This window comes from Nocardioides nitrophenolicus, from assembly GCF_016907515.1.
Taxonomy (GTDB): domain Bacteria; phylum Actinomycetota; class Actinomycetes; order Propionibacteriales; family Nocardioidaceae; genus Nocardioides; species Nocardioides nitrophenolicus.
In genome coordinates this window covers 3,962,840-3,981,826 of record NZ_JAFBBY010000001.1, presented here as the reverse complement: position 1 = coordinate 3,981,826, position 18,987 = coordinate 3,962,840, and the positions used below count along the sequence as shown (strand labels likewise).

At 71.5% G+C, this 18,987-nt stretch carries 19 protein-coding genes and 1 pseudogene; 4 read left to right on the top strand and 16 right to left on the bottom strand.

The window, feature by feature from the left end:
* Window positions 1-24: 24 nt before the first annotated feature.
* The 13 genes and pseudogenes from JOD66_RS19270 to JOD66_RS19210 form a co-directional block, all read right to left on the bottom strand.
* Window positions 25-336, bottom strand: coding sequence for a GlsB/YeaQ/YmgE family stress response membrane protein (locus JOD66_RS19270; RefSeq protein WP_204838431.1), 312 nt, complete (start codon window positions 334-336; stop codon window positions 25-27).
* 134 nt (window positions 337-470) lie between these two features.
* Window positions 471-1,112, bottom strand: coding sequence for an aggregation-promoting factor C-terminal-like domain-containing protein (locus JOD66_RS19265; protein ID WP_307823609.1), 642 nt, complete (start codon window positions 1,110-1,112; stop codon window positions 471-473).
* Between the two features lie 221 nt (window positions 1,113-1,333).
* Window positions 1,334-2,701, bottom strand: coding sequence for a carboxypeptidase regulatory-like domain-containing protein (locus JOD66_RS19260; protein ID WP_204838429.1), 1,368 nt, complete (start codon window positions 2,699-2,701; stop codon window positions 1,334-1,336).
* 29 nt (window positions 2,702-2,730) lie between these two features.
* Window positions 2,731-4,062, bottom strand: a complete 1,332-nt coding sequence (gene phoH2, locus JOD66_RS19255; protein ID WP_204838428.1) for an RNA 5'-3' helicase PhoH2 — start codon at window positions 4,060-4,062, stop codon at window positions 2,731-2,733.
* Window positions 4,063-4,256: 194 nt separating this feature from the next.
* Window positions 4,257-4,994 carry a tRNA (guanosine(46)-N7)-methyltransferase TrmB gene (gene trmB, locus JOD66_RS19250; RefSeq protein ID WP_307823608.1) on the bottom strand — a complete coding sequence of 246 codons (738 nt, stop codon included), beginning with the start codon at window positions 4,992-4,994 and terminating at the stop codon, window positions 4,257-4,259.
* 57 nt (window positions 4,995-5,051) lie between these two features.
* On the bottom strand, window positions 5,052-5,516 hold the full coding sequence (locus JOD66_RS19245; protein WP_204838427.1) for a hypothetical protein: 465 nt from the start codon (window positions 5,514-5,516) through the stop codon (window positions 5,052-5,054).
* 120 nt (window positions 5,517-5,636) lie between these two features.
* Window positions 5,637-6,830, bottom strand: coding sequence for an elongation factor Tu (gene tuf / locus JOD66_RS19240; protein ID WP_141800192.1), 1,194 nt, complete (start codon window positions 6,828-6,830; stop codon window positions 5,637-5,639).
* A gap of 85 nt (window positions 6,831-6,915) precedes the next feature.
* Window positions 6,916-9,039 (bottom strand): elongation factor G, encoded by a 2,124-nt coding sequence (fusA, locus tag JOD66_RS19235; protein ID WP_204838426.1) that lies wholly within the window; start codon window positions 9,037-9,039, stop codon window positions 6,916-6,918.
* An 82-nt stretch (window positions 9,040-9,121) separates the two neighbouring features.
* The gene (rpsG, locus tag JOD66_RS19230; RefSeq protein ID WP_203048417.1) at window positions 9,122-9,592 is read right to left on the bottom strand and encodes a 30S ribosomal protein S7; all 471 of its coding nucleotides are present in this window, start codon (window positions 9,590-9,592) and stop codon (window positions 9,122-9,124) included.
* Window position 9,593: 1 nt separating this feature from the next.
* Entirely contained in the window at window positions 9,594-9,968 is a 375-nt protein-coding gene (gene rpsL / locus JOD66_RS19225) for a 30S ribosomal protein S12 (protein WP_203048413.1), read from the bottom strand.
* Between the two features lie 225 nt (window positions 9,969-10,193).
* Window positions 10,194-11,651, bottom strand: coding sequence for an NCS2 family permease (locus JOD66_RS19220; protein ID WP_204838425.1), 1,458 nt, complete (start codon window positions 11,649-11,651; stop codon window positions 10,194-10,196).
* A pseudogene (locus JOD66_RS19215) lies at window positions 11,648-12,934 on the bottom strand (MFS transporter); the annotation flags it as partial. The gene JOD66_RS19220 and the pseudogene JOD66_RS19215, both read right to left, overlap by 4 nt.
* A gap of 31 nt (window positions 12,935-12,965) precedes the next feature.
* Entirely contained in the window at window positions 12,966-13,415 is a 450-nt protein-coding gene (locus JOD66_RS19210) for a MarR family transcriptional regulator (RefSeq protein WP_239545343.1), read from the bottom strand.
* A gap of 58 nt (window positions 13,416-13,473) precedes the next feature.
* Here JOD66_RS19210 and JOD66_RS19205 point away from each other — a divergent pair, with 58 nt between their 5' ends.
* The gene (locus JOD66_RS19205; protein ID WP_204838423.1) at window positions 13,474-13,767 is read left to right on the top strand and encodes a DUF2530 domain-containing protein; all 294 of its coding nucleotides are present in this window, start codon (window positions 13,474-13,476) and stop codon (window positions 13,765-13,767) included.
* Window positions 13,760-14,392 carry a class I SAM-dependent methyltransferase gene (locus JOD66_RS19200; RefSeq protein WP_204838422.1) on the top strand — a complete coding sequence of 211 codons (633 nt, stop codon included), beginning with the start codon at window positions 13,760-13,762 and terminating at the stop codon, window positions 14,390-14,392. Before JOD66_RS19205 ends, JOD66_RS19200 begins: the two co-directional genes overlap by 8 nt.
* 72 nt (window positions 14,393-14,464) lie before the next feature.
* On the opposite strand, the gene JOD66_RS19195 is transcribed toward JOD66_RS19200, so the two are convergent.
* On the bottom strand, window positions 14,465-15,241 hold the full coding sequence (locus tag JOD66_RS19195) for a DUF3027 domain-containing protein (protein WP_307823607.1): 777 nt from the start codon (window positions 15,239-15,241) through the stop codon (window positions 14,465-14,467).
* Window positions 15,242-15,300: 59 nt separating this feature from the next.
* Between JOD66_RS19195 and JOD66_RS19190 the strand changes: the two genes are divergently transcribed.
* Window positions 15,301-16,734: an MFS transporter gene (locus JOD66_RS19190; RefSeq protein ID WP_204838421.1), complete on the top strand. Its 1,434-nt coding sequence runs from the start codon at window positions 15,301-15,303 to the stop codon at window positions 16,732-16,734.
* Between the two features lie 10 nt (window positions 16,735-16,744).
* On the opposite strand, the gene JOD66_RS19185 is transcribed toward JOD66_RS19190, so the two are convergent.
* Window positions 16,745-17,140 carry a cold-shock protein gene (locus JOD66_RS19185; protein ID WP_204838420.1) on the bottom strand — a complete coding sequence of 132 codons (396 nt, stop codon included), beginning with the start codon at window positions 17,138-17,140 and terminating at the stop codon, window positions 16,745-16,747.
* Window positions 17,141-17,236: 96 nt separating this feature from the next.
* On the opposite strand from JOD66_RS19185, the gene JOD66_RS19180 reads away from it, so the two are divergent.
* Window positions 17,237-17,836: a GNAT family N-acetyltransferase gene (locus JOD66_RS19180; RefSeq protein ID WP_204838419.1), complete on the top strand. Its 600-nt coding sequence runs from the start codon at window positions 17,237-17,239 to the stop codon at window positions 17,834-17,836.
* A 6-nt stretch (window positions 17,837-17,842) separates the two neighbouring features.
* On the opposite strand, the gene JOD66_RS19175 is transcribed toward JOD66_RS19180, so the two are convergent.
* Entirely contained in the window at window positions 17,843-18,964 is a 1,122-nt protein-coding gene (locus tag JOD66_RS19175) for an RDD family protein (protein WP_204838418.1), read from the bottom strand.
* Window positions 18,965-18,987: the final 23 nt, after the last annotated feature.

The following is an 18,987-nucleotide window of genomic DNA, read 5'->3' as shown; positions in this document are numbered from 1 at the left end:
GTATCCCCCCCACCAACGCCGTCCTCAGCCGCGCCGGCGCCCGGTCAGGGCCGCGGCCGCGATCACGGCGACCGCCGCGACCACGACCTGCCACAGGTGGCGGATCCAGTCGATGCCGTTGGTCGCGTTGTCCCAGGTGGCCTCGTGGCCGTCGAACGGCTTGTTGTTGTGCCCGAACAGCCCCCAGTACAAGAAGCTGCCGACCAGCATGCCGACGATGCCGCACAGCACGGTCAGCCAGAACGGGAACTTCGCGCGGTCACCGGGCGCCACGGCCTTGCCGATGACTCCGATGATCGCGCCGCCGACGATCGTCACGATGATGGTCCACAGCATGGCGCTCTCCTCCGGTCACACGGGGCACCCGAGCCCCGTCCCTCTGCATCATGCACCCGGAAGGGCGCCGCGCCGCCGGATCCGGGGACGTCGGCGTGGCGCGCGGCACGAGCGACGCGCTCGCGCCAGCCGGCTCAATACCAGCCGTGGGACTCGCTGTGTCCCCAGGCGCCGCAGGGGCTGCCGTAGCGGGCCTTGATGTAGCCGAGGCCCCACCTGATCTGGGTGGCCGGGTTGGTGGCCCAGTCGGAGCCGGCCGAGGACATCTTCGAGCCGGGCAGCGCCTGCGGGATGCCGTACGCGCTCGAGCTGGGGTTGTCGGCGTTGACCCGCCAGTTGGACTCGCGGGTCCACAGCGAGTCCAGGCAGCCGAACTGGCTGGAGGAGAAGCCGAACTCGCCGAGGAGGGCGCGGGCGATGTCGCGCGGGTCGGAGTCGGAGAGCTCGCGGCTGTCGGTGATCGCCGTGGTGCGGGAGCCGGCCAGGTCGACGGACTTCGCCGGCACCGCCTCGGGGCGGCGGTCGTCACGCGACACGACGGGCTCGCGGCGCTCGGTGGTCTCGGTCGGCAGCGCGCTGGCGCCGACGTTGGCGATGGCGTCGAGGTCGGCGGCGCCGGCGGCCGGCGCGGTGGTCTCCTGGCCGATCACGCCCGCGGCGACCGACACGCCCGTGACGGCCACGGCCACCGAGGAGAGCAGGACGACATTGCGGGCAGCCTTGCGTGGGGCCTGCGCGATGTGGGCGTGCTTGGGGGCACCGCGGTGCTTGGGCACGGGCTTCGCGTGTTTCGACAAGTGCTCGTATTCAGGCTCGACTACATGGGGGTGGCCACCGCCCGATCGGGCCCGACGTCGCTGTCGTCACCGCCAGCGGCCAGCGACCACCATGCCTGACGAGGAGGGCTCAGGCAAACCGAACGGCCGAAAACCCGCCGTTCCGTACGCCGCAAGCGACCGCACGCTCCCCACCTGTCACATCCGTCCCAGAACCGGGGTCAGTAGACGTAGATCGACTGTCCTCGCGAGCTCGCCACCGAGACCTTCGCCCGGTTCTTCGGGACGAAGCGGACGTACATCGCGCCGTACTCGTCGTAGCGCTGGGCGTCGAAGCCGCGCGGCAGCCGCAGCACGAAGCTCGTCGGACCGGTACGCCGCACCGCGCGGGCCACGATCACCTTGGGCGGGATCTCCGGCTCGATGTTCTCCACGATGAGCGCCAGCCGGCCGACCGGGCGCTTGCCGTTGCTCTGCGACACCCGGACCCGGATCGCGTAGCGCTCCGGATGTGCCATCGAGACGTCGCCCTTGGGGAAGCGCGCCCGCACCTTCGCCGTCACGGCGGCCACCGGGTCGGGGGTGCTCCGGTAGGACACGCCGGCGTAGTCGGCCTGGGGGGCGAGGGTGACCTGGTAGGAGACCTGGTGGCCCCGGTCGGCCGTGGCCACCCGGTAGCTGCGGCCCGTCGCGCCGGGGATCGGCGTCGCGTCGCGGTACCACTGGTAGGACGTCACGCCGAAGGTCAGGGCGGAGTCGTTGGCGAACCAGGCGTCCACCCAGATCCGGTCCCCGACCGAGAGTCGCTGCCCGGGAACCTCGATCAGTCCGACGCCACCGTCGAGCATCCGGTCGACGCGACTGAGGTAGTACTGAGCGGCCCAGGTGACCGGAACCTTCTGGGTCGTCCCGGCGACCAGGTCGAGCGTCAGCTGCTGGCTCCCACCCGCGACGTACCTCGACGCGGTGAGGGTGACCGTCTGGCGGCCCGGCTCGAGCAGGTAGGTCTGGTAGCTCTCGGCGGCCTCGCGCACCGTGTTCGAGACGGCGTCGTGGGCGAGGACGCCGTGGGAGACCTGCCTGCCCTTGGTGTCCTTGCTCTCGAAGCTCACCCGGGTGCCCTGCGGCGTGGCCAGGTCGCCGAGGTCGCGAGCGGCCTTGCCGAACCGGACCAGCCGGGCTCCTGCGGGCGGCGGCGCGTCGGTGCGGGTCATCTCGGTGGTGAGGGTCTCGCCGAGCACGCTGGCGCGGATCCCGCCGTCGGCTCCGCTGCCGTCGTACCAGGTGGGGAGGGCGGTGCTGGTCCCCTCGCCCGTCGAGATCAGGACGGCGAACGAGCCGCCCTTGGTGTAGTCACCCGGCCGCAGCACGAACCGGCCGTCGGGGCCGGTGGTCGAGCCGTCGTTGTCCGCTGCCCGATGCCCGGCACGGAACAGGGTGACCTCGACACCGGCGACCGGCGCGCCGTGGTCGTCGACCACGCGCCCGGTGATCGGTGCCCGCGCCGCCGCGGCACTCGCGGGCACCGAGCCGACGGGAGCGAGGAGCCCGAGGACGAGGGCGGGCAGCAACAGGTGACGTGGCTTCACGCCGCGGAGCCTGCCCACCCCCTCTCGGCTCACACCACGACGTTCTCCAGCATCTCGGTGACCAGCGCCGCGATCGGCGAGCGCTCGGACCGGGTGAGCGTGACGTGCGCGAAGAGCGGGTGCCCCTTCAGCTTCTCGACCACAGCCACCACGCCGTCATGCCGGCCGACCCGGAGGTTGTCGCGCTGGGCGACGTCGTGGGTGAGCACCACCTTGGAGTTGGCGCCGATCCGGGAGAGCACGGTGAGCAGCACATTGCGCTCCAGCGACTGCGCCTCGTCGACGATGACATAGGAGTCGTGCAACGACCGGCCCCGGATGTGGGTCAGCGGCAGCACCTCGAGCATGCCGCGGTCCAGGATCTCGTCGACCACGTCCTTGGAGGTCAGGGCACCGAGAGTGTCGAAGACGGCCTGCGCCCAGGGCGACATCTTCTCCGACTCCGAGCCCGGCAGGTAGCCGAGCTCCTGGCCGCCGACGGCGAAGAGCGGGCGGAAGACCACGACCTTCTTGTGCTGCTGGCGCTCCATCACGGCCTCCAGGCCCGCGCACAGCGCGAGGGCGGACTTGCCGGTGCCGGCCCGGCCGCCGAGGGACACGATGCCGACGTCGGGATCGAGCAGCAGGTCGAGGGCGACCCGCTGCTCGGCGCTGCGACCGTGGATGCCGAACGCCTCCCGGTCCCCGCGCACCAGGTGCACCTGCTTGTCGGGCCCGACCCGGCCCAGCGCCGTGCCGCGCTCGGAGAGCAGCACCAGGCCGGTGTGGCACGGCAGCTCGCGCGCGTCGGCCAGGTCGAGGGTGCCGTCGTCGTACAGCTCGTCGAGGTCGGCGGCGCTCACCTCCATCTCGGCCATGCCGGAGTAGCCGGTGTCGGAGTCGCTGATCGTCTCCCCGCGGTACTCCTCCGCCGCGAGGCCGACGGCCGAGGCCTTGATCCGCATCGGCAGGTCCTTGGACACCAAGGTGACGTCGTGCCCCTCGTCGGCGAGGTTGCGGGCCACCGCCAGGATCCGGGTGTCGTTGTCGCCGAGCCGGAAGCCCGACGGCAGCGACGAGGCGTCGGTGTGGTTGAGCTCGACGCGGACGGTGCCGCCGTCCTCCCCCACGGGCACGGGCGTGTCGAGCCGGCCGTGGCTGACCCGCATCTCGTCGAGCATCCGCAGCGCGCTGCGCGCGAAGTAGCCCAGCTCGGGGTGGTGCCGCTTGCCCTCGAGCTCGGTGATCACGACCACCGGCAGGACGATCTCGTGCTCGGCGAACCGGCGCAACGCCCCCGGGTCGGCCAGCAGCACGCTGGTGTCGAGGACGTACGTACGGCGCTGGGTGCTGCTCTGTGCCCCATCGTGACTGGTTCCCACGACTCACCTCACCGGACCGCACGCGCCACGAGGGCCGCCCCGGCCCTATTCCTTGTGGACGGACCGGGCTGCGCAGTCGTGATGGTTCACGTCGGGCCTCCCGATGTGGCCGGCTTCCCCACCTGCCACTGCCTCGGAAAGTACGCCGGGCGGCAGGCCGATTCGCGCGCCACGCCGCGTCCGCGACGTTAATGTCAGATGACGCGTCGGTAAGCGAGGTCGGTGATCGCGCGGCCCTTGGCGATGCCCTTGCGCTCGAACTTCGTCACCGGCCGCTCGGCCCAGCGCTCCACCACGCCGCCCTCGAGCGCCGGCTCGGCGTCGAGTACGTCGACCATCTGCTCGGCGTAGTCGGCCCAGTCGGTCGCGAGGCGCCACAGCCCGCCCGGGGCGAGCCGCGAGGCGATCATGGCGGCGTACTCCGGGTTCACCAGGCGCCGCTTGTGGTGGCGGGTCTTGTGCCACGGGTCCGGGAAGAAGGTCCACAGCTCGCTGATCGTGCCGGGCGCGATCAGGTGCTCCAGGGTCCACACGGCGTCGACGCCGCTGAACCGGACGTTCGTCGCCCCCGCCTCCGCCACCCGGCCCAGGCCCTCCGCCACACCGGGCCGCCAGACCTCCAGCGCCAGCACGTTGGCCTCGGGGCGGGCCGCCGCCAGCGCCGCCGTGGCCTCGCCGACCCCGCCGCCGATCTCGACGACCAGCGGCGCCTCCCGGCCGAACCACCGCGCCCACGAGAAGTCCGGGTCGTCGACCGCCTCGTCGGGGATCACCCAGCGCTCGGCGTACGCATCCCAGGCGGCCTGCTGCCGCGGGGTGAACCGGCTGCCCCGTCGGGTGTAGGTCAGCACCTCGCGCATCCGCCGACCGTCCTCGGTCTGCTTGTGGTGCGGTCGCGCCGGCCGCACGCCCCCCTTGCTCTGCTCAGCCACCCGGCCATTCTCCGGGCTGACCGACCGCGGCCCCAAACCCCGGGCCGGGTGCCCGCGCTAGTGCTGCGGTGGCCCGTACGACACGTGCCCGGGAACGGTGCTGGACGTGCCGATCAGGTTCCCGTCGAGGTCGTAGGCCGGCAGCGTCTCGACCCCGCCGTTGCGCTCCACCTCCGCCTGGTGGGCCAGCGCCTCCTCGGGGCTCGACGGACTCCACCACAGGTCGGCCTTCGTCACGAACCCGAGTCGGCCGTCGTCCATCGTGACGGCGATCAGGTCCGGGGCCTCGTCGAGCGAGTCCGCCTCGGCGTCCGAGCCGTAGGTCAGCCCGGCACGTGTGCGCGGGAAGTCCCGGAACGCCAGCCGCACCGTCGCCGGGTCGGTCATGGTCGTCGCGGTCGTCGTGGTCGTGGCGGACTGAGGCGGGGGCGCCGTGTCGTCGGCGAACGAGGTGCCCGCGGCGAAGGCACAGCCGAGCACCGCGACGACGGCGGCGAGGCCCGCGGCGATCCTGATGTCCACGTCCGCTCCCCTCAGCAGTCACCGAGCCAGGCGACCACGTTACGCCGGTCCACGACACCCCGACAAAGCAGGAGGCCCCCGCTGCCGAAGCAGCGGGGGCCTCCCTCGAAGCAGGTCAGATCACTTGGTGATCTTCGTGACCCGGCCGGCGCCGACGGTGCGGCCACCCTCGCGGATCGCGAACTTCAGACCCTCGTCCATGGCGATCGGCTGGATCAGCTCGACCGTCATGTCCGTGTTGTCGCCCGGCATGACCATCTCGGTGCCCTCGGGAAGGGTCACGACGCCGGTCACGTCGGTGGTCCGGAAGTAGAACTGCGGACGGTAGTTGTTGAAGAACGGCGTGTGACGGCCGCCCTCCTCCTTCGAGAGGATGTAGACGCTGGCCTCGAAGTTGGTGTGCGGGGTGGTGGTACCCGGCTTCACCACGACCATGCCGCGCTCGACGTCCTCGCGCTTGGTGCCACGGAGGAGCAGACCGACGTTCTCACCGGCCTGGCCCTCGTCGAGCAGCTTGCGGAACATCTCGACACCGGTGACGGTGGTCTTCTGCGAGCCCTCGCGGATGCCGATGATCTCGACCTCCTCGTTGACCTTGACGATGCCGCGCTCGATGCGACCGGTGATGACGGTGCCACGACCGGTGATCGTGAAGACGTCCTCGACCGGCATGAGGAAGGGCTTGTCGACCTCACGCTCGGGCTGCGGGATGTACTCGTCGACGGCCGACATGAGCTCGAGGACCGACTGGCCCCACTTCTCGTCGCCGTTGAGGGCCGGGAAGGCCGCGACGCGCACGACGGGAACGTCGTCGCCCGGGTACTCGTACTCGGAGAGGAGCTCGCGCACCTCCATCTCGACGAGCTCGATGAGCTCGTCGTCGTCGACCATGTCGCACTTGTTGAGCGCGACGACCAGGGCGGGGACGCCGACCTGGCGGGCGAGCAGGACGTGCTCGCGGGTCTGCGGCATCGGGCCGTCGGTCGCGGCGACCACCAGGATCGCGCCGTCCATCTGGGCGGCACCGGTGATCATGTTCTTGATGTAGTCGGCGTGACCGGGGCAGTCGACGTGCGCGTAGTGGCGCGCCTCGGTCTGGTACTCGATGTGCGCGATCGAGATCGTGATGCCGCGCTGCCGCTCCTCGGGAGCCTTGTCGATCTGGTCGAACGGCGAGGCCTCGTTGAGGTCCGGGTACGCGTCGTGCAGGACCTTCGAAATGGCCGCCGTCAGCGTGGTCTTGCCGTGGTCGATGTGACCGATCGTGCCGATGTTGACGTGCGGCTTGGTCCGCTCGAACTTCGCCTTAGCCACTGGGGCTCCTCCTGGTGTGTTGTTACTTGACTCGTACTAGTGGGGTGGTGCGCCGAGGGTCTGCAGGGAGCAGTCCCGGTGGGGACTACTCGCCGCGCGCCTTCTTGATGATCTCGTCGGCGATGTTCGTGGGAACCTCGGCGTACGAGTCGAACTCCATCGAGTACGACGCCTGACCGGAGGTCTTGGACCTCAGGTCGCCAACGTACCCGAACATCTCGGACAGCGGCACGAGGGCGCTGACGACGATGTCGCCGTGACGCTCCTCCTGCGCGCGGATCTGACCGCGACGGCTGTTGATGTCGCCGATGACCGTGCCGAGGAAGTCCTCGGGGGTGGTCACCTCGACGGCGAACACGGGCTCGAGGAGGACCGGACGCGCCTGGCGCGCGGCCTCCTTGAACGCCTGGATGCCGGCGATCTTGAACGCGAGCTCGGACGAGTCGACGTCGTGGTAGGCGCCGTCCTCGAGGGCGACCTTCACGTCGACCATCGGGTAGCCGGCGAGCACGCCGAACTCCATGGCCTCCTGGGCGCCGTTGTCGACCGAGGGGATGTACTCGCGCGGCACGCGACCGCCGGTCACGTTGTTGACGAACTCGTAGCCCGCACCCAGACCGGTCTCGGGGTCGATGTTCGGGGCGATCGAGATGACGATCTTGGCGAACTGACCCGAGCCACCGGTCTGCTTCTTGTGGGTGTAGCTGTGGTTCGCGACCTCCGCGCGGATGGTCTCGCGGTAGGCGACCTGCGGCTTGCCGACGGTCGCCTCGACCTTGAACTCGCGCTTCATCCGGTCGACGAGGATCTCCAGGTGGAGCTCGCCCATGCCGGAGATGATGGTCTGGCCGGTCTCCTCGTCGGTCTTGACGACGAAGGTCGGGTCCTCCTCGGCGAGTCGGCCGATGGCCACGCCGAGCTTCTCCTGGTCGGCCTTGGTCTTCGGCTCGATGGCGACCGAGATCACCGGGGCCGGGAAGGTCATCGACTCCAGCACCACCGGCTTGGCGTTGTCGGAGAGGGTGTGACCGGTCCGGGTGTCCTTGAGGCCCATGACGGCGACGATCTGGCCCGCGCCGACCGACGCGATCTCCTCACGCTTGTTGGCGTGCATCTGGTAGACCTTGCCGATCCGCTCCTTGCGGCCGTTGCTCGCGTTGAGCACGGTCGCGCCGGCCTCGAGCTTGCCGGAGTAGACGCGGACGAAGGTCAGCTTGCCCAGGTGGGGGTCGGCGGCGATCTTGAACGCGAGGGCCGAGAGCGGCTCGTCGCTGGACGGCTTGCGGACGACCTCGTTCTCCTCGGTCTCCTCCGCGCCCGGCTTGTGGCCGACGATGGCGTCCACGTCGAGCGGCGAGGGGAGGTAGTCGACGATCGCGTCGAGCAGGGGCTGGACGCCCTTGTTCTTGAACGCGGTGCCGGTGAGGATCGGGTTGACCTTGTCGGCCAGGGTCGCGCGACGGATGGCGGCCTTGAGGGTCGGCACGTCGAACGTGTCGCCGTCCTCGAGGTAGGTCTCCATGATGTCGTCGTCGGCCTCGGCGAGGGTCTCGACGAGCTTCTCGCGGTACTCCGCGGCCTTGTCGGCCAGGTCGGCGGGGATCTCCTCGACGACGTAGTCCTCGCCCTGCTGGGTCTCGCCGCGCCAGACCTTGGCGTTCATCTCGACCAGGTCGACGACGCCGATGAAGTCGCCCTCGGCACCGATCGGGATCTGGAGGATCAGCGGGGTGGAGTTGAGCTTCTGCACGATCGAGTCGACGACGCGGTAGAAGTCCGCACCGGTCCGGTCGAGCTTGTTGACGAAGCACATCCGCGGGACGGCGTACTTGTTGGCCTGGCGCCACACGGTCTGCGACTGGGGCTCCACGCCGGCGACACCGTCGAAGACAGCGACGGCGCCGTCGAGGACGCGCAGCGAGCGCTCGACCTCGACGGTGAAGTCGACGTGCCCGGGGGTGTCGATGATGTTGATCTGGTGCTTCTTCCACCAGCAGGTCGTCGCGGCCGACGTGATCGTGATGCCGCGCTCCTGCTCCTGCTCCATCCAGTCCATCGTGGCGCCGCCATCGTGGACCTCACCGATCTTGTAGGTGATGCCGGTGTAGAACAGGATGCGCTCGGTGGTGGTGGTCTTGCCGGCGTCGATGTGCGCCATGATGCCGATGTTGCGAACGACGTTCAGGTCCGTCGTGATGTCGACTGCCACGTGAGTCAGCGTTCCTTAGGTAAGGGGATGGAGCCGGTGGACCGGAGCGGGCGCCGTGGTGACGGGCCCGCCCCGGTGAGGATCACCAGCGGTAGTGAGCGAAGGCCTTGTTGGACTCGGCCATCTTGTGGGTGTCCTCGCGCTTCTTCACCGCGGCACCGAGGCCATTGGCGGCGTCGAGGATCTCGTTCTGCAGGCGCTCGGCCATGGTCTTCTCGCGACGCTCCTGGGCGTAGCCGACCAGCCACCGCAGCGACAGGGTCGTGCCGCGGTTGCCCTTGACCTCGACGGGGACCTGGTAGGTCGCGCCACCGACGCGGCGGGACTTGACCTCGAGCGCGGGGCGCACGTTGTCGAGCGCGCGCTTGAGGGTGATGACCGGGTCGACGCCGGTCTTCTCGCGGGTGCCCTCGAGAGCGGAGTAGACGATCCGCTGAGCGACCTGCTTCTTGCCGTCCTGGAGCACCTTCGACACCAGCTGGGTCACCAGCTGCGAACCGTAGACCGGGTCGACGTCGATCGGGCGCTTCGGCGCGGGGCCCTTGCGCGGCATGTCAGCTCTTCTCCTTCTTGGCGCCGTAGCGGCTGCGAGCCTGCTTACGGTTCTTCACGGCCTGGGTGTCCAGGGCGCCGCGGATGACCTTGTAGCGAACACCGGGCAGGTCCTTCACACGACCGCCGCGGACGAGCACGATCGAGTGCTCCTGGAGGTTGTGACCCTCACCCGGGATGTAGGCGGTGACCTCGACGCCGCTGGAGAGGCGCACGCGGGCGACCTTCCGGAGGGCGGAGTTCGGCTTCTTGGGGGTGGTGGTGTAGACGCGGGTGCACACACCGCGTCGCTGGGGAGATCCCTTCAGGGCAGGCGTCTTGGTCTTCGACACCTTGTCCTGGCGGCCCTTGCGGACCAACTGCTGAATGGTGGGCACCTGGTGGTTCCCTTTCGGTCTGTTCTCACGGCCGGGCACGGTGCCTGGCTCGGGGTGAAGCGTTGCTGCGGAGTGCCGGAGTGCTCCCCCGCGGCCCGCGCCGATGAGGGCGATCGGCCGGAGGGCATGCTCGACGTGCCGGGTGGCCCCAGACACGAGAATCGAGATTACCGGCCGTCCCAAAGGCGGGTCAAAATGCCGAGCCTAGCCTGGGGACGACCCGGATCAGGTCAGCCACCGGGTGATCGGGTCGATCGCGAAGTAGACGACGAACAGGCCGGCCACCACCCACAGCAGCGGGTGCAGGTCGCGGGCCTTGCCGCGCACCAGCTTGAGGAACACGTAGGACACGAACCCGGCCCCGATGCCGACCGAGATCGAGTACGTGAACGGCATCAGCACGATGGTCAGGAAGGCCGGGATCGCGATCTCGACGTCGTCCCAGGCGATGCCGGTGATCTGCTGCATCATCAGGAAGCCGACCAGCACCAGCGCCGGCACCGCCGCCTCCGACGGGATCATCGCGACCAGCGGCGAGGCGAAGATGGTGACCAGGAAGAGCACGCCGGTCACCACCGAGGCGAGGCCGGTGCGCGCGCCCTCGCCGACCCCCGAGGCGGACTCGATGTACGACGTGTTCGACGAGACGCCCGCCGCGCCACCGGCGATCGCGGCGACCGAGTCGACGACCAGGATCCGCTCCGCGTGGGGTGGCATGCCCTCCTCGTCGAGCAGCTTCGCCTCGGCGCCGATGGCGGTCATCGTGCCCATGGTGTCGAAGAAGTCGGCCAGCATGAGCGAGAAGACGAGCAGCAGCACGGTGACCACGCCGACCTTGTCCCACGAGCCCAGCAGGTTGAACTCGCCCAGGGTGCCGAAGTCGGGAGCGTGGAAGTCCCCGGTCCAGGCCGGGACGGTGAGCGCCCAGCCGCCGGCCTTCTCCGCCGACGTGCCGAGGTCGCCGATCGCCTCGACGATCACGGCCACCACCGTCATCACGACGATCGAGATCAGGATCGCGCCGCGGACCTTGCGCACCCACAGCGCCAGCATCAGCAGCAGGCCGACCACGAAGACCAGCACCGGCCAGCCGCTCAGGCTGCCGTCGGCGCCGAGCTGGACCGGGACGGTCGTCTGGGCGGCGTCGGGGATCCGCTTGACGACGCCCGCGTCGACGAAGCCGATCAGGGCGATGAACAGGCCGATGCCGACCGAGATGGCGACCTTGAGCTGCGCGGGGACGGCCCGGAAGACGGCCGTGCGGAAGCCGGTGAGGACGAGCACCAGGATGAGCACGCCCTCGATCACCACCAGGCCCATCGCGTCGGCCCAGGTCATCTGGCTGGCGACCGCGAACGCCAGGAAGGCGTTGAGGCCCAGGCCGGTGGCCAGCGCGAGCGGGTAATTGGCGACCACGCCCATCAGGATGGTCAGCACGCCCGCCACCAGCGCCGTGCCCGCGGCGATCGCGGCGAGGTTCGGGGCGCTGCCGCCGCCGAGGTACTGGCCGTCGATGTCGGTGGCGTAGCCGAGGATCAGCGGGTTCAGCACCACGATGTAGGCCATCGTGAAGAAGGTGACCACGCCGCCGCGGAGCTCCTGACCGAGGCTGGAGCCTCGCTCGGAGATCCGGAAGAAGCGGTCGAGCGGGTTCGCGGGAGCGACGGGTTCGGCCGAGTTCACGGCCGAAGCATGGCAGGCCCCACGACCGGGGTCGAGCCGGAGGTGGTCCCGACGCGCTCCTCGGCCGCCCGGCGGACGACCACGGCGAGGCCGACGCCGGCCAGCACCAGCGCTCCCCCGACGACCAGGGTCCAGCGCGCGCCGAACTGCTCGCCGATCCAGCCGATGACGGGCGAGCCGATCGGTGTACCGCCCATCACGATGGTCATGTAGAGCGCCATCACCCGCCCGCGCAGCGCCGGGGCGGACTCGGTCTGCAGCAGCGCGTTGCACGAGTTGAGCACGGTGATCACCGAGAAGCCGAGCAGGGGGCACAGCAGCACGAAGGTGAGGTACGTCGGCACCAGGCCGGCCGCGATCTCCAGCACGCCGAACGCCACCGCGGCGCCCATCAGCAGCCGCACCCGCACCCGCGAGCGGCCGGCCGCGACCAGGGCCCCGGCGAGCGAGCCGATCGCGAGGACCGAGCCGAGCACGCCGTACTCCTCGGCGCCCTTGCCGAAGACCTCGGTGGCCATCAGCGCCGAGGTGATCTGGAAGTTCATGCCGAAGGTGCCGACGAAGAAGACCAGCACCAGGATCATCAGCATCTTGGGCTGGCCGCGCAGGTAGGTGATGCCCTCGCGCAGCATGCCGGGCGTGCGGGCGGCGGGGCGCGGCGAGTGGAGCGTCGAGGCGTCCATCCGGCGCAGCTGCGCGATCACGGCGAGGTACGACAGCGCGTTGGCGAGGATGACCCAGCCGGTCGCGCGCATGCCGCCGCCACCGAGGCCGATCAGCAGGCCCGCGAGGCCGGGGCCGATCAGCCGCGCGGCGTTGAACGCCGCCGAGTTGAGGCTGACGGCGTTGGTCACGTCGTCGGCGCCCACCATCTCGGAGACGAAGGCCTGCCGGGCGGGGGCGTCGAAGGCGGCGCCGATGCCGAAGACGAACGCGATCACGTAGACGTGCCAGGTCTCGGCGACGCCGAGCACGGCGACCAGGCCGAGTGCGAGCGAGGCCAGCGCCATCATCGCCTGGGTGACCTGGAGCAGGACGCGCTTGGAGATGCGGTCGGCGACCACGCCGGCGTACGGCGAGAGCAGCAGGACCGGCAGGAACTGCAGGCCGGTCGTGATGCCGAGCGCGGCGCCGCCGTTGCCGGGGATGGTCAGGACCAGCCAGTCCTGCGCGACGCGCTGCATCCAGGTGCCGACGTTGGACACCAGGCTGCCGGCGAAGTAGAGCCGGTAGTTGGGGTGGGACAGGGAGCGGAATCGGGGGCTCGTGGTCTCTCCTTCGGGTCGATCGGTGTCGGTCGGTCTGTCGGCGGCGTCAGTCGGCTTCGGACAGGCGCTGCAGGATGGGCGCGGCGCGGCGCAGCACGTCGCGCTCCTCGGCGGTCAGGTCCTCGAGCCGGCGCGAGAGCCAGCGGTCGCGCCGGGTCACGTCGGCGCTGACGACGGCCCGGCCCTCGTCGGTGATCCGGACGACGACCTGCCGACCGTCGCTGGGGTGCGCGCACCGCTCCACCAGCCCGGCGTCGGCCAGGCCGGTGACGGTGCGGGTGATGCTCGGCGGCTGCACCTGCTCGCGGGCGGCGAGCGCGCCGATGGTCAGGTCGCCCTGCCGGTTCAGCGCGTAGAGAACCGCCATCGAGGTGACGCTCAGGTCGTTGTCGGGGTGCCGCTCGCGGAGCAGCCGTCGCCGTAGGCGCATGACCGAGAACCGGAGCTCGGCGGCGAGCCCCGCGTTGGTGCGAACACGCAGTTCCGGAGTCGGCATATCGTTAGCATAAGTCATTACCTCTGCTAACTATTCCGCCGGGAGTAGCATCGATCCCGTGGAGCTCCGCGACGACCAGCCGACCCAGCACGAGTTCGGCAGCCGGACCTACCTGATCGCCCCCGTCGAGCCGCTCGACGTCGACGGCGTGCGCACCGTCCAGGTCGGCACCCTGCTCTTCCTGGTCGCCTTCGTCGGCCTGCTGCCGTTCTACGGCCGGCTCGAGGAGGACGGCCGCACCTGGCTGCTGTGGATGTGCCTCACCGGCGTCGGGCTCGGCCTGCTCGGCTCGGAGTACTGCAAGCGCCGCCGCCAGGTCCGCGCCGAACGCGACCTCGACGCCGATGAGTGACGCCCCCGCTCCCCTCCCCCCGACCCGCTGGGCGCTCGGCGGCTCACGGACCTCCGGGTACGCCGAGCGGTTCGCCGAGCTGATCGCCGACGGCGCCGACGTGGTCGGCGAGGCCCGGCTCGCCGACACCCTCGTCGAGCGCGGCGCCACCATCCTCGACGCCGGCTCCGGGATGGGCCGGATCGGGGCCCACCTGCTCCGCCTCGGCCACCGCGTCACCGCCGCCGAGCCCGACCCGGCCCTCGTCGCCCAGTCCCGCCGCACCTTCCCCGACCTGCCCGTCGTACCGCTGGAGATCCTGGCCCTCACCCCCGACGCCCTCGCCGCCGCCGGCGCACCCGTCGCCTACGACCTCATCGTCTGCGTCGGCAACGTGCTCACCTTCGTCGCCGAGGACACCGAGGTCGCCGTCCTCCAGCGGCTGGGGTCCCTGCTCGCCCCCGGCGGCCGGATCCTGGTCGGCTTCCACCTCCAACAGGGCCCCACCACGGCCCGGGTGTACCCACCCGACGAGTTCGCCGCCGACGTCGCCGCCGCGGGGCTGGTCGTCCAGCACCGGTTCGGCGGGTACGACCTGCGGCCGGTGGACGAGCTGTACTCGGTGGCGGTGCTCAGCCGGGCTTGAGGTGTCGGGCTGGGGTTGGGCTCGGGGTTGGTGCGCTGCAACGAACCCGACCCCCGCGGAAAACCCGCCGGCTCAGAAACTCTCGAGGTCATCCAGCGAGATCGTGTCCACCACCGGCGGCGCGGGGGGCTGGGGCTGCTGGCGCTTGCTGAGGCGCACCTCGGAGTGCCCGCCGCAGCCGTGCTGGAGGGCGACCACCCGGCCGTCGTCGTTGGCGTCGCCGTTGGCGCAGACGCCGAACAGCTCGGAGAGGGGGCCGTTGAGGCGGACCAGGAAGCCGCAGGAGTAGCAGTGGTGGGGCGCGGACTTGGCGATGGGGGCGTCGGGGCCGGCGTCGCCGTCGTACCAGCGCTCGGCGGCGGCGTCGCGGCCCTCGGGCGAGAGCACCCGGACCCGGCCGAGACCGAGGTCCTTGGCGACCTGGCGGATCTGGGCCTTCTCGTCGGTGTCGAGCGGGTCGTCGCCGAAGGAGTACGTCGGCACCAGGCGCGGGTCGTCGTCGGAGACGGGCAGCAGGTCGCCGGGTGACATGTCGCCCGGCTGGAGGCGGTCGCGGTAGGGCACCCAGGCGGGCGCGACGATGGCGTCGGGGCCGGGCAGCAGCACGACCTCGACGACGGTCACCTTGCGCTGGCGGGAGGCGCGGGTGAGAGTGACCGCCCACTGCCAGCCGACATAGCCCTTGCGGGTGCACTCGAAGAGGTGGGTGACGACCCGGAGGCCGTCGACCTGGTGGCCGGTGTGGTCGCCCACGTCGCCGGCGTCGACCTCCTCGAGCAGCGCAGCGCGGGCCGCGTCGACGGCATCGGCGGTGGCGGCGTCGGTCAGCTTGCGCTCCAGGGTGGACACGGGCACAGCATCCCCCATGCCACCGTCGATCGTCACGTCGGGGCAGGCAAGATAGGGGTGTGAGCACGCACGGTCCGGACCCGCGCCCACCGGCCAGCCCGCCGGGCCCCGAGGGCGCACCAAGCCCGGAGCTCACCGAGACCGGCTCGATGCGGGCGGTGGGCTCCAGCCTCGGCACCGGCGCGAAGGCGACGGCGCGGGGGCTCAAGGGGGTCGCCTCGGTGACCGGCCGCGCCAGCCGGGCGACCTTCCGCCAGGCCCGCAAGGCAGCGGGCGCGCAGGGCGCGGAGCGCTCCGGGCTGAACCGGCTGATCGAGCTGCACGCCTGCAACGCGGCGGGCGACTCGGCGTTCGCGATCGCCCTGGCCGGCACGGTCTTCTTCGCCGGCGCGACGAGCGGCGAGCGCGGGCCGGTGCTGCTGTTCCTGGGGCTGACCATGGTCCCGTTCGCGATCGTCGCGCCGCTGATCGGCCCCTTCCTCGACCGGTTCAGCCACGGCCGCCGCTGGGCGATCGGCGCCACCTTCGCGCTGCGCGCGTTCCTGTGCTGGGTGCTGGCCGGGACCCTGGGCGACGGCTCGCCGTGGTTCTACGTCGCCGCGCTCGGCGTCCTCGTCTCCTCCAAGGCGTACGGCGTCGCGAAGGCGGCCGCGGTCCCCCGGCTGCTCCCCGGTGAGATCACCCTGGTGAAGGCCAACGGCCGGGTGGCGCTCGCCGGCGTGGTCGGCGCCTGCGTGTCGGGGCCGCTCGCCGGTGCGGCGTACTGGATCGGACCGGAGTGGGCCTGCCGCTACGCCTTCGTGGTGTTCACCATCGGCACGATCGCCGCGATCCTGCTGCCCAACCAGGTCGACGCCTCGACCGGCGAGGAGTCGCTCGGCTCGGGCGCCCGCCGCAGCGGACTGCCGCCGAAGGTCGCCTTCGCGCTGCGCGCCAACTGCGGGCCGCGGCTGCTGTCGGGCTTCCTGACCATGTTCATGACCTTCGTGATGCTGACCGAGCCGCTCGACGGCTGGGAGAGCAAGACCCGCTCGACGCTGCTGGTCGGCCTGGTCATCGGCGCCGCGGGCCTCGGCAACACGATCGGGATCGTGGTCGCCTCGCTGGCCCGCAAGATCAACCCGGCGGTGATGGTGGTGGTCGCGCTGGTCGCCGACATCGTGGCGCTGGTGCTCGCGACCGTGTTCTACAGCCTGGTCCCGCTGGTGGCGCTCGGGCTGACCGTGGGGCTGATGCAGTACCTCGCCAAGGTGTCCCTCGACTCCACCATCCAGAGCGGCGTGCCGGTGCGGGCCCACGCCAGCGCGTTCGCGAAGGGCGACACCACCCTCCAGCTGGCCTGGGTGATCGGCGGCTTCCTCGGCGTGATCCTGTCCTACCCCGCCGTCAACGGCGTCGGGCTGGCCTTCGCCGCGCTGCTGCTGACCGCCTGGGCGGTGTTCGTGGTGCGCAGCCGGCCCGGGCAGCCGGCGCCGAGGCAGCCGGCGACCTGAGCCGACTGGCTCAGGCCTCCAGCTCGTCGGCGAGCGCGCGCAGCAGCTTGGCCACCGGCTGCGCCGTACGACGGTCGGGGTGCCGGCCGTGGCGGTAGGCCTCGCCGACGCCGTCGAGCAGCCGGATCAGGTCCTCGACGATCGGGACCATCTCCTCGGGCTTCTTGCGCTTGGCCTGCTGCTGGTTGCGGGACACCGAGGCGGGCGCGTCGAGGATGCGGACCTGGAGCGCCTGCTCGCCGCGCCGGCCCTGGGCGATGCCGAACTCGACGCGGGTGCCCGCCTTGAGGGTGGTCACGCCCTCGGGCAGCGCATCGGCGCGGACGTAGACGTCGTCGCCGCCCTGCTGGGAGAGGAAGCCGAAGCCCTTCTCCGCGTCGTACCACTTCACCTTGCCAGTCGGCACGGGTCCGCCCAACCTCTCCTCATCACGGGCGTGCGCACCGGTCGGGCGCACGCGCGGCACATCGTAGTGGGGGTGCCGCCACCTATTCTCACCGACGTGGCAACCGAATTGACCGCCCCGGTACTCCCGGCGCCTCCTCTGCCCCTGACGACCGAGCGGCTGGTGCTGCGCACCGTGCGGGCCTCGGACAGCGCGGCGATCGGCGCCTACTGCGCCGATCCGGAGGTCACCCGCTACCTGCCGTTCCCGGCGCTCGACGCCGCGGGCCTGGCCACGCGGATGGAGCGCCTGGTCGCCGGCACCGCCCCGTCGGAGCCGGGCGAGATCCTGGCGCTCGCGGCGGTCCACGACGGCGTGCTCGTCGGCGACCTGATGCTGCGCTTCGTCGACCGCCACGGCGAGACCGATCCGCCGGCGATCGGCGAGCTGGGGTGGGTGTTCGCCCCCGCGTACGCCGGACGCGGGTTCGCCACCGAGGCGGCCCGGGCCCTGGTCGACCTCGCCTTCGGCCACTACCCCCTCCACCGGCTGATGGCACGGCTCGACCCGCGCAACCTGCCGTCGGCGCGGCTGTGCGAGCGGCTGGGGATGCGCCACGAGGCGCACACCCGCGAGGACTACGCCGACCGCGACGGCACCTGGAGCGACACCGCGGTCTACGGACTGCTGCGCCGTGAGTGGGCCGCCGGCGGCTGAGCCGGGTCAGGCCTCCCGCTCGACCCGCATGGTGCGGTCGCCGAAGCGCACCTCGTCACCCGCGAGCAGGGTGCTCGGGCGCCCCGGCGACAGCGAGCGCGACATGCCCTTGCGGATGACATAGGAGCCGTTGGTCGAGCCCCGGTCCATCACGACGAGCGCGCCGTCGGGAGCGACCTGGAACTGGGCGTGGGTCTTCGACAGCGACATGTCGGAGGAGCGCAGCGGCACCACGTGGCGCGCCTCCTCCCCCGGCCGCGGCTCCGGGCGCCGGCCGACCAACGCCAGGCCCTCGACCACGAAGGCCTCCCCCGTGTCGAAGGCCACCCGCCAGCGCACCGTCGCCGGGCTCGGCGGCACAGCCGGCGCGGCGCCCGGCTCGGGCCGGACCCGGGTCTGCTCGACCGGGATCCGGGGAGCCGCGGGGGTGGGTGCGGGAGCCGGCGGGGCGGGCGGGGGCGCGGGCGGCTGAGGCGCGGGGGTGGGCACGGGGGTGGGCGTGGGGGCAGGAGTCGGGATGGGCGCCGGGGTCGGGGTGGGCGTCGGCTCGGGAACCGGGGTGGGATGCTCCTCGACCGGCGAGGGCAGCAGCCGCATCGCGGTGAGGTTCACGATCTGCTGGGGCCGATCGACCTCCGGCGCAACCTCGACCGGACGCGGCCGGGCGTCGACCACGACGGCGTCGCCGATCCGGTCGTGCAGTCCACGACGCTGCCGGGACGGGTCCATCGCCGCGGTCCAGGCGAAGGTGGCCAGACCGAGTCCGGCGGTGGGCAGACCGGCGAGCCCGAGCACGATCCCGCGCAGCAGCGCGGCGCCGACGCCGATCGGGCGGCCCGTCGTCCGCCGGAGCACGCGCAGTCCGGTCGCGGCCTTCCCGGGCGTCAGCCCCGTCGTACCGACCAGGACGGCGAGCACCAGGCCCACCAGCGCCGCGACGCCGAGGAAGGTGAGCACCACGACGACGCCGTCGTCGGGCTCGACCAGGCGCCACACCGCGAAGGCCGCGGCCGCCGCGATCCCCCAGCCGACCGCGCGGTCGACGACGAACGCCGTGAACCGTCGCTCCATCTCCGCCGGGCGGAGGTCGCCGGCGGCGGGGGGTGGCGGGGTGGGGACGTGCGACATCGAGGGCGCTCCGAGTAGCGGCT

Excerpts from the sequence above, each read along its gene's own strand:
- JOD66_RS19270 (WP_204838431.1), bottom strand. The coding sequence starts at position 336 with ATGCTGTGGACCATCATCGTGACGATCGTCGGCGGCGCGATCATCGGA.
- JOD66_RS19200 (WP_204838422.1), top strand. The coding sequence starts at position 13,760 with ATGAGTGACGCCCCCGCTCCCCTCCCCCCGACCCGCTGGGCGCTCGGC.
- rpsG (WP_203048417.1), bottom strand. The coding sequence starts at position 9,592 with ATGCCGCGCAAGGGCCCCGCGCCGAAGCGCCCGATCGACGTCGACCCG.
- JOD66_RS19175 (WP_204838418.1), bottom strand. The coding sequence starts at position 18,964 with ATGTCGCACGTCCCCACCCCGCCACCCCCCGCCGCCGGCGACCTCCGC.
- JOD66_RS19210 (WP_239545343.1), bottom strand. The coding sequence starts at position 13,415 with ATGCCGACTCCGGAACTGCGTGTTCGCACCAACGCGGGGCTCGCCGCC.